This is a genomic window from Streptomyces sp. AP-93, from assembly GCF_022808175.1.
Classification (GTDB): Bacteria; Actinomycetota; Actinomycetes; order Streptomycetales; family Streptomycetaceae; genus Streptomyces.
Genome location: NZ_JALGBX010000026.1, coordinates 138,912 through 148,298, shown reverse-complemented (window position 1 = coordinate 148,298; position 9,387 = coordinate 138,912). Strand labels below are relative to the sequence as shown.

Here is a 9,387-nt window from a genome sequence, read left to right as displayed (position 1 = left end):
GAGCTCCGTTGCACTGCGTCAGAAATCCTTCAACAGGCTTGCGTGACCTGCGAAAACGCTAACTACCCGGCCTTGGGGCTTGACCCTTGATCGTGGACACCGGTTGCTATGCGCGTAGCGGGTGTTCGGTGTGACCCCGGTGAAGTCGCGCTGCAAGAGGTCCGGGACCGGCGTCGCGGAGGGCTCGGGGATGGTGGTACGGACCTTCTTGCGCAGGTGGAACCCGATGATGTTGAACTTCCGCATGACGCGTGCCACCCGCTTGTGATTGACCCGCTCGCCGGCGTCCCGGGGCTCGGCGGTGACGCGCGGAGCCCCGTAGGTGCCGTCCGATTCCTGGTGGATTTCGGTGATCCGCTCGGCGAGCTCGGCATCGGCCCGAGCCCGGTCAGCCCGCGCTTGCGCGCCAGCCAGGTACCGGTAGAAACCGGAACGCGAGACCTGCAGTATCCGGCACAGCCGCTTGACGCCAAAGACGTCACGGTGATCGTCAACGAACTGGAAGCGGCTGCTCACCAGCTGGTCTCGCCCGCAAAATACTTCGCGGCCCTCCGCAGAATCTCCCGCTCGAGCTCGAGTTCCTTCACCCTCGCCCGCAGCTGCCGGTTCTCCTTCTCCATCGCGCTGGCCTCCCCGGCCCCGGGCCGGGCGGCCTGTTCAGCGTCCCGGACCCACGTGCGCAGCGTCTCGTGGTTGACACCCACGTCCTTGGTCACTGACGCATACGTCCCACCCGGGCTGGTGCGGTAGAGCGCGACAGCATCGGCCCGGAACTCAGGCGAGTACTTCGACGTCCCCAACGGGAACTCCTGTCCTATGGATCTTCACGATCCAATGATCAGGGTGTCCACGATCAAGGGGTAGGGCCGGAGTTCCGCGACGTGTCGTTCCGCTACCCGGGCGCCGAACGGCCCGCTCTTGACCACATGTCCCTCCACGTGGCCCCGGGGAAACCGTCGCCTTGGTCGGCCGGACCGGTGCCGGGAAGTCCACCCTGGTCAAGCTGATCGCCCGGTTCTACGACGTGACGGAGGGGCAGGTTCTCGTGGACGGTGTCGACGTACGGCGCTACGACCCCGCCGGATTCCGGGGACGCCTGGGTGTCGTACCCCAAGAAGGCCACCTGTTCACCGGCGACGTCGCCGGCAACGTGGGCTACGCACGATCCTGCGCCACTCCTGCTCGACGAGGCGACGGCAGCGCTGGAGCCCGCCACCGAGGCCGCGGTACCCAAGGCATCCACCCGCGTGGCCACCGCGCGCACGACCTTCGTAGTGGCACACCGCCTGGCCACGGCAGCCAGGGCCGGCCGCATCCTCGTCCTGGACGGCGGGCGGGTGGTCGAACAGGGCAGCCACACCGAACTGCTGGCGCTCGGCGGGCACTACGCGCGGCTGTGGTCCGCGGGCGAGCCCACCGCACCGGGTCGGCGCTGATCGTCCGCCGATCGTAAGACAACCGTTTCCGGACACGGCCCCGCGCAACCGTTCGGTCCTCGGCAACGTCCGTTCAAGGGACAGGAACGAGAATGGGAGCCCGATGCGCGTACTGGTGGTCGAGGACGAGGAGATGCTGGCCCGGGCCGTCGCGGAGGGCCTGCGGCAGGAGGCCTTCGCCGTGGACGTCGTCCACGACGGCGAGGCGGCGATGGAGCGGCTGGCCGTCAACAAGTACGACGTCATGGTCCTCGACCGCGACCTGCCCGGGCTGCACGGCGACGAGGTCTGCCGCCGCACGGTCGCCGCCGGGGCGGACGTCCGCGTCCTCATGCTGACCGTCTCCACCACGCTGGCCGAGCGTGTCGCGGGCCTGAATCTCGGGGCCGACGACTACCTGGCCAAGCCCTTCGCATTCGCCGAACTGATCGCCCGTATCCGGGCCCTGGGGCGCAGGGCCCGGCCGGCCGCCCCACCCGTCCTGGAGCGCTCGGGTATCCGCCTCGACCCGCACTATCGCGCGGCCAGCCGTGACGGGCGCCTGCTCGCCCTGTCCCGCAAGGAGTTCGCCGTCCTGGAGGAGCTGCTGCGCGCCCGGGGCGCACCCGTGTCCGCCGAGGACCTGCTGGAACGGGCCTGGGACGAGAACATCGACCCGTTCACCACCATCGTCCGGGTCACGATCCGCGGTCTGCGCCGCAAACTGGCGGACCCGCCGCTGATCGAGACCATCACCGGCACCGGCTACCGGATCCCGTGAGCGGACACCCTGTCAGCGCACACCCCCGGGCGGCCTCGTGCCGCGTCCGGGGCCCGGCCCGGCCAACGGCAGCAGCACCCGCACGGTGAGCCCGCCGCCGGGTCGCGGCTGCGCCGTCGCCTCACCGCCGTGGGCCCGCGCGACCGCCCGTACGATCGACAGCCCGAGCCCGCTGCCCCGGGCCGAACCGACCCGGTCGGTCAGCCGACGGAACGGCGCGAACAGCACCGGGACCTCGTGCGGGGAGATCACCGGACCGGTGTTGCCGACCACGACCTCGGCCCCCTGGCGCCCCACTGAGACCCACACCGTCACCTCCCCGCCCGGCCCGTTGTAGCGGACGGCGTTGTCGACCAGATTGCGGACCACCTGCTCCAGCAGGACCGGGTCACCGGTCACCACGGCGGGCTCCACCCGGTCCTCCACGGTCACCCCCCGGCGCTCCGCCTCCGCCGCGGCCGAGTCCAACACCGATTCGGCGAGCTCCGCCAAGTCCACCGACGCCAGCTCCGACAACGAGTTCTCCGCGCGGGCGAGCGTCAGCAGGGCATCGATCAACCGCTCGTGGCGCGCGCTGACGGCGAGCAGATTCTCCCCCAGCTGCCGCACCTCGGGCGGGGCGTCGGCCCGGTTCATCGCCACCTCGACCAGGGTCCGGTTGACCGCGATCGGGGTCTTCAGCTCGTGCGCCGCGTTGGAGATGAACCGGGACTGGCCGGCGAACGCTTCGTCGAGTCGGTCCAGCATGCTGTCGAAGGAGTCCGCCAGCGACTTCACTTCGCCCGCCGGTGCCTGAAGGTCGATCCGGCGGTGCAGGGTGCGCCCGGCGATCCGCTCGGCGGTGGAGCTGATCACGCTGAGCGGGCGGACCAGCCGGCCGGCCACCAGCCACCCCGCGGTGGTCGCCAACGCACCGACGACGACCACCGCCAGACCGCCCTTGAATATCAGGTTGAGCTGCACCGACTCGAAAATGCGCTGTCTGATCACCAAATACGCGGACCGTCGCTCGATGAGGTAATTCTGAACGTCCGCCGACTGACCCGGCTCCAGGTTGTAGCCGTCGGGAAAGGCCACCTCGAGGCTGTACCGCATTGAACTGTCCACCAGCAGCGCGGTCACCGCGAGAACGGCCGCGGTCGCCACGAAGAACATCACGCCGAACACCAGGGTGAACCGGAGCCGCAGGCTCCCGCGCCAGGTGTGACGGGGGGCGGAGGCCTCAGCGGAACGGGCCGTCATGGCCGCCTCCCGTCGGCCCGCCAAACAGCCTCGACCGCAGGTGTCCCCATCCGCCCCACTCGCTTCCCCAGGTCCGCCCAGCGCTGATATCGCGGGCGGCCCAAGTATGCGGGACCGGATGTGAGTCCCGCGTGAGCGGTCACCTCACCTCACCAGCACTGTGTAGGGGAGGTGCTCGAACTCGCAGGAGAGCTGAGCCGGGGAGAGGTCGTTGCGGTTCGCCAGCGCCCAGGTTGCCCACGAGGGCTTGGCCGAGCCGTCCGCCCTGCGAAGACCGAGCTGGAGGCCGCCCTCATTCGGATTGTCCTGCATCCGGTGGTAGATATGGCTTTCGATACCCGGTGTGCCGAGCACGTTGTGGAGGCTCCAGCACACGATGTTCGCCTGGTCGGTCTCATGGGACTGCTGACCGGAATTGATCCCGCTCTCGGTGAGCTGAACCGTCCAGGCGTGGGGCCGGTCCGGGAACCGTTGACGCAGCCAGCCCAGCAGGATGCCGAGGTTGCCGTAGGTGATCTCAGGGTAGTCGTCGGCGGAGAAGGCGGAGCTGAAGAGGTTGGGCGGGTACGGGTGATAGGCGACCTGCCACCGGCACGGCCCTACCCGGGCGTTGAGCCCTTCGAGCACCGTCATGCCGGACAACGTCGCGTTGTGCTCGGCCGGGCGGTCGAACTCCCGGCCGAAGTGGTGGTCCAGTGAGGTCAGCACCTTGGCGGTCGCCTGTTCCACGGCGAAACGTCCGAAGTCGGCGGGATCGTCGGGCACGCAAAAGATCTCGAACCCCGGCGACGCGGGTGAGCAGGGGCGCCCTTGGCGTGCCCATGGAGGGGTGCCGTAGACGATGGCGGTGATCACCAGCCCGCGATCGCTCCACTCCGGTCCGGGTGGCGCCGGCGGCGGTCCGCGACGGCGTGCGGGCCACGTCGATACGGACGTGGCCCGCACGGCCGGGCCTCCTTCCAAGGCTCATGCGTATCCGACGATGTAAGTCGTCAGGCTGTGCACGGAAGGGGCCCGGCCCTCGTGAGGTCAGGTCAGCGGAGGCCTGCCGTCCGCCGGCGGCGCGCGTAGACCACTGCACCGCCGGTCGCCGCCAGGGCTGCGGCCCCGGTGATGGAGATCGGCTGCCAGGACGACTCTGCTGCCGGTCTCGCGGACGCGGCGGTGGTCTGGGCCGGCTGGTCCTCCACGAGGTCGGCGTATCCGCCGGCCAGGCCCTTGCGGTCGTACTCCGAGCCGGGCATCTTGTCGCCGTAGCGGGCGGTGACCAGCTTCTGGTAGGCGGCGAGGGTGATGCCGCGCCGCTTTCCGCCGAGGCCGGTGGTCGCCTCCTCGTTGAGCGGCTCGACCATGCCTTCGGCGGTGAGCCGGTACCAGGCGTGTATCTGCGGCTCGGTGAAGGCGCGGGCCTGCGGGGTGCCGCGTTGGGCAAGGCTGACATCGTTGTCGCCGTCCCGGATGCCGGCCAGCTCCCAGCCCTCGGCGCCGACGTTCTGCGGGCCGCTTCCCGTCGTGGGGGCGTTTCCCTTGGGCGCGAGCAGTACGGCGGCGTGTTTGCCGTCGGAGGCGGTCACCCGGGAGGCCAGGTAGGAGAGCCGGAGCGCGGTCTGCGGGGTCGCCTGGGTCTTGCCGGCCACGAACTCGGGGCTGATCTCGAACATCGGCACAGGGTCCTTGAGATCGAACCCGGGCGGCGCAGCGACTGCGGCGGGTGCGTTCCCGGGGGTGCCGACGCTGCCGCCGTCCGCGGCGGCGGCAGTTCCGTGCTGTCGGGCCGAGGCCAGGAAGCGGGAGACGGCGTCGCGGAGCTGGTCGCTGCGGATGGCCTGCTGAGCGGACTGGTAGCCCGCGATGCCGTCGTCCTCCGCAGCAGCCTGAGCGGGAACGATTCCGCACAGGGCGGCGGCGAGCGTGGTCGTGGCGAAGACGGCGGCCCGGATGGCCGTGCGCTTGGTGCGTCGCATGGTCTGCATGGTCGGTCTGCTCCTCAGCCCTGGATGCCGATGCGGGAGTGGGTCCACTGGAACGAGTTGTTATTCACGTATGTGGAGTGGTTCCACCAGGTGTATGTCTGGGTGGTCTGCCACGGGTCGCCGACCGCGATCATGTTGGTGGCGCTGTCGTAGCCGTAGATGACGTTCATGTGGCCGCCGCCGGTGCGCCAGCCGAACCGGACGGCGAACGGCCGGCCCGCGGCGATCTCGGCGGCGGACTCGCTGAACGAGGCGTTGCGGTACAGGCTGCGGCCGCTGTTGCTCAGCCCTAGCTTGGCCAGGCCGTTGGCCATGTCTTCCAGGGTCGCGGGCTGGTTGTTGCAGTTCACCCCAGTGCCCTGGGCGGCGAGCTGGCAGAACCGCTCCTGGGTGACGGTGCGGCCCCAGTGTTTGGCGATGGTCACGCCGGAGGCGTCCCAGCACCACTGGGTCCTGACCTGCTTCTGCATGTCGATCTTGACCGTCTTCGCGGTCGTGGGGGTCGTGGGTGTGGGGGTGGGTTTCGGGTTCGGGTTCGAGCCGCAGACCGGCAGGGCGGTGGTGTTCTCCTTGATGAAGGCGTCGGCGATGTAGTACGAGCCGGTGTAGATCCACCGTGGGTTGTTCTCCACGGTGTCGCCGGTCGTCCGGCAGGACATCTGGATCTTGTCGCCGACCTTCGAGGAGCCGTTGACCTGGGCCGAGAGGGATGGTTTGGCCCGGTGGTTGACGGTGCTGTAGTTGTTCTGCCCGCCGATGACCGTGCCGCTGACCACGTCGGCCTGGGCGAGGGCACCGAAGCCGAGCAGTAGACCGCCGGAGAGTGTGGCGGTGATCGCGGCTATCAGTGCTTTCTTGCGGCGGGACGCGCGACGTTTGTGCATCATGCTCCTTTATCCGAAATGTTGGGGGAACTTGCCTGCCCAGCAACCCGGCTGTCCGGGGCTGCGGCGCAGATGCCGGGGGCGCGGCTGCGGCCCCGTGGTTCGGCGCTCCTCCGATAGCTGATGGACAGCCAGCCAGCGGGCGCTGTCCGCCCTGAAGTGCGTCGTCACCTCAGGGCAGCGGGCGAACTTCACACGGCTCGGCGCGCTTCGACCGCCCTGTCGCCCGGTTCCAGCCGACGGGCCCGGGCACGCCGGGCTATCGGCACCCCGGCGGCCGTCCCCACGAGGGCGGCCACAGCGATGCACGTCATGGCCCACGGGAAGGTGCCCTCGCTCCTGTCGCCGGCCGGGGCAGGCGACGCCGACGGGCCTGTGGGCGCTGGGGCCACGACCGACGGCACGCCTGCGGCCGAGGGGCCGGTTGTAGTAACGGCGGTGGGCGTGACCGATCCGGCGGGCGGAACGGGATCGACGACCGGTACGGCGACCTCGCTCTCGGCATGTCCGAGCGATGGAAATCCGACGTGAACATGCACCGTCCAGGTGCCGGCCGGTAGGACCTCTGTCGTGCTCCAGCTCTTGCGCGTGCTGCTGCCCGCATCGCGGACCAGCCGCCAGGGCCCCATCGTGCGGGTGCCGTCCACACTGGTCGCGTTCATAGTGCCGGCGACCGCCTCGTCGATGGTGTCTCCGTCGTTCTCCCAGGTGATCTCGGTGGTGACGTGGCCCTCCCGCTGCCCGGTGACCACGACCTTGACGGTGTCGCCGTGGGCGTGGGCCGGGGTCGCTGCGGCCAGGGCCAGGGCCAAGGCCTGGGCGAGGAACAGGAACAGGGCTCCGAGTCCGGTGCGGACCGGAGAAGCGTGGCGTGTACGCATCGTTGTGGTGCTCCCTGGTGCGCTGGGACGCGGGGCCGGCGGGCGACTGCGTGGGGCAGCCGCCCGCCGGTGGACGGCCGGCCGGCGGGGATGCCGGCCGGAGGAAGGTCAGGCGACTTTCTGGACCGTCCAGACTTGGGTCGCGCGGTCGTCCGCGCGTTGGAGGTCGAGCAGCAACTCGCCGTAGTACGGGCGGTTGCTCACGGTCAGGGCGTATCCGCCGCTGGGGTCCGTGATGGTCGACGTGCCGCTGCGGGAGCTCAGCTTCCACTGCTGGGTGGAGCCGTTGCCGCAGGGCTGCTGCGCGATCCACATGCCTTGGGCCGGGGCGCCACCACTTTGCAGGCACTTGCCGGAGACCGCGGACTTGATGCGGACCAGCCCGCCGCCGGCGTCCTCGAAGAGCCACTGCTGGTGGGCGTAGCCGTTGGCGTGTGCTCCGACGAGCAGCGTGCCGTCGGCGCTGCGGCCGCCCCACAGCTCGGCGGCCATGCCAGTGCTGCCGTTGCCGAGGGTGTAGCGGGTGCCAGGAGTGGTGCGGTCGTCGGCGCCCGCCGTACGGAAGGTGGCGGCCGTGCCGGGTCCGGTGTCGCGGCCGGCGCTGTCGCGCACCGAAACGGCGACCTTGTACTCCGTGCCGGGCTGGAGGTTGTAGATGCGCATTGTCTGCGACTGGACCCACGTCAGGTGCTTGCCGTTCAGCAGGACCTGGTACCAGGCGGCGCCGTCCGCCTTGGGCCAGCTGGCCACGGCCGAGTTCGACTGGATCTGACCGACGGTCACCGCAGGCCCGCCGGAGGGCTTCTTGGTCGGCGTCGGCTTCGGGGTCGGCTTGGGGTTGGGGCCAGGGCCCGGATCGATGCCGCCGCCCTTGGTCTTCATCAGGAACTGGTTGTCGGCGATGTTCCAGTGCGTGGCCAGGTAACTTCCGGCCTTGGGACTGGTGTGGAAGTAGTCGTCGTGGTTGCAGTCCAGGATGTTCTCCGACGCCTGATTGGTGCAGACGTTGCGCATCTGGGGGTAGTACGGCGTGTCCGAGTAGCACATGACGTCGAACTCGTCCGTGCAGTGGGCTCCCCGGCTGGTGTTGGGGGCGCTGTTGTTGACCGCGCCGAGGTTGTGGCCGAGTTCGTGCGCGGCAGTGTGGCCGCCCCAGCAGCCGGAGTCCGTACGGCCGTAGGACGGGCCGAAGTTGCTCTGGTTGGCCTGGCCGGGCCGCTCGTCACCGGCGAAGGTGCCGATGCCGCAGTAGACCTGCGTGTCCGAGAAAATCATGTACTTGCGGTCGCGGCGGTTGAGGCTCTTGCCTGCGAGCGCGTTGTTGGTCGCGCTGAACTCGGCCAGCGCGGAGGCGGGGAGCTCGATGTTGAGCACGATCGGCGTACAATCGGCGGCCGTCACGTAGCGGATGTGCCGGACCCCGCCGGTCTCCTGCGCGCTCGTGGAGTAGATGAGGTCGGCGTCGGCCGCCCACTTGCGGAACGAAGCGACGTACTCGGCGTACCGGTCGCGGCCGGGGGCGTGGACGTACACCACCTGGACGCGGTTGCCGGAGCTGCCGTCACCGTCGCACTGGACGGTCTGGCCTGCGGGCCCGGCGGCGACGGCCTGGCCGCTGCCGCCCGCGGGGGCCGGGGGCTTCGAGGCAGGAGCCTTCGCAGTGCTCGCGTCGGCGGCGGGCGCGTCCTGAGGACGCCCGCTGCCTTCCGCTGCCGCGGCGCCGGCCTCGGGGTTGGCCGGATCCGCCACGGCCTGGGTCTTCACGACCGGGGCGACGTCCTTCTTGATGTCGACGCCCTTGGGCGGCGCGTCGGGACCGTGGCTGCAGAGCCCAGTCTCCGTGCGGTAGACCCCGACGCAACGGTCGCCCTTCGGCGCTGCCTTGAGGCCGTCGAAGACCATGCCGCGCGCCGTATCGTTGGCGGGCTCGCCCACGATCGGCTCCGGTTCCGCGTCACGGGCCGGTGCGGCGGCCGGTGATAGGACGTCCTCGGCAACTCTGGCCTGCGCAGGCGTTCCGGCCTCGGCATGGTCACCGAGGCCGGAGTAGGCGAGACCCCCCGCTATCACCGCCGCCGAAGCCATGGCGGCGGTGAGAAATATCAACCGGCGTGACTTGCGTCGATGTTCACGTTTCTTTCGACGACTACGCGTCATGTGTACCTCAAATCCTTGGTCGGAGGAGTGGGTGAGCGGAAGCCTGCCAGACGG

General features: G+C 69.9%; 7 protein-coding genes and 2 pseudogenes. 2 read left to right on the top strand and 7 right to left on the bottom strand.

Features of this window, described 5'->3' with window-relative positions:
• Positions 1–114 precede the first annotated feature (114 nt).
• A pseudogene (locus MTF69_RS34260) lies at positions 115–800 on the bottom strand (IS3 family transposase); the annotation flags it as partial.
• Between the two features lie 72 nt (positions 801–872).
• Between MTF69_RS34260 and MTF69_RS34255 the strand changes: the two are divergent.
• Together MTF69_RS34255 and MTF69_RS34250 are read left to right on the top strand one after the other, a co-directional pair.
• Positions 873–1,436: pseudogene (locus MTF69_RS34255) on the top strand (ATP-binding cassette domain-containing protein); the annotation flags it as partial.
• 103 nt (positions 1,437–1,539) lie between these two features.
• Positions 1,540–2,196: a response regulator transcription factor gene (locus tag MTF69_RS34250; RefSeq protein ID WP_243340264.1), complete on the top strand. Its 657-nt coding sequence runs from the start codon at positions 1,540–1,542 to the stop codon at positions 2,194–2,196.
• A gap of 12 nt (positions 2,197–2,208) precedes the next feature.
• On the opposite strand, the gene MTF69_RS34245 is transcribed toward MTF69_RS34250, so the two are convergent.
• The 6 genes from MTF69_RS34245 to MTF69_RS34220 all read right to left on the bottom strand — a co-directional run bounded on the left by MTF69_RS34245 (position 2,209) and on the right by MTF69_RS34220 (position 9,261).
• Complete coding sequence (locus MTF69_RS34245; protein ID WP_243340263.1) at positions 2,209–3,438, bottom strand: HAMP domain-containing sensor histidine kinase; 1,230 nt, start codon at positions 3,436–3,438, stop codon at positions 2,209–2,211.
• Positions 3,439–3,582: 144 nt separating this feature from the next.
• A complete protein-coding gene (locus MTF69_RS34240; protein WP_243340262.1) occupies positions 3,583–4,293 on the bottom strand; it encodes a DUF5722 domain-containing protein in 711 nt (236 codons plus the stop codon).
• Between the two features lie 179 nt (positions 4,294–4,472).
• Positions 4,473–5,411, bottom strand: a complete 939-nt coding sequence (locus MTF69_RS34235) for a hypothetical protein (protein WP_243340261.1) — start codon at positions 5,409–5,411, stop codon at positions 4,473–4,475.
• Positions 5,412–5,425: 14 nt separating this feature from the next.
• Positions 5,426–6,298: a papain-like cysteine protease family protein gene (locus tag MTF69_RS34230; RefSeq protein WP_243340260.1), complete on the bottom strand. Its 873-nt coding sequence runs from the start codon at positions 6,296–6,298 to the stop codon at positions 5,426–5,428.
• 188 nt (positions 6,299–6,486) lie between these two features.
• Positions 6,487–7,176 carry a hypothetical protein gene (locus tag MTF69_RS34225; RefSeq protein ID WP_243340259.1) on the bottom strand — a complete coding sequence of 230 codons (690 nt, stop codon included), beginning with the start codon at positions 7,174–7,176 and terminating at the stop codon, positions 6,487–6,489.
• Positions 7,177–7,284: 108 nt separating this feature from the next.
• Positions 7,285–9,261 (bottom strand): RICIN domain-containing protein, encoded by a 1,977-nt coding sequence (locus MTF69_RS34220; protein ID WP_243340258.1) that lies wholly within the window; start codon positions 9,259–9,261, stop codon positions 7,285–7,287.
• Positions 9,262–9,387 lie beyond the last annotated feature (126 nt).

Coding starts and splice junctions, on each gene's coding strand:
- MTF69_RS34220 (WP_243340258.1), bottom strand. CDS start 9,261: ATGGCTTCGGCGGCGGTGATAGCGGGGGGTCTCGCCTACTCCGGCCTC.
- MTF69_RS34230 (WP_243340260.1), bottom strand. CDS start 6,298: ATGATGCACAAACGTCGCGCGTCCCGCCGCAAGAAAGCACTGATAGCC.
- MTF69_RS34250 (WP_243340264.1), top strand. CDS start 1,540: ATGCGCGTACTGGTGGTCGAGGACGAGGAGATGCTGGCCCGGGCCGTC.
- MTF69_RS34225 (WP_243340259.1), bottom strand. CDS start 7,176: ATGCGTACACGCCACGCTTCTCCGGTCCGCACCGGACTCGGAGCCCTG.
- MTF69_RS34245 (WP_243340263.1), bottom strand. CDS start 3,438: ATGACGGCCCGTTCCGCTGAGGCCTCCGCCCCCCGTCACACCTGGCGC.
- MTF69_RS34235 (WP_243340261.1), bottom strand. CDS start 5,411: ATGCAGACCATGCGACGCACCAAGCGCACGGCCATCCGGGCCGCCGTC.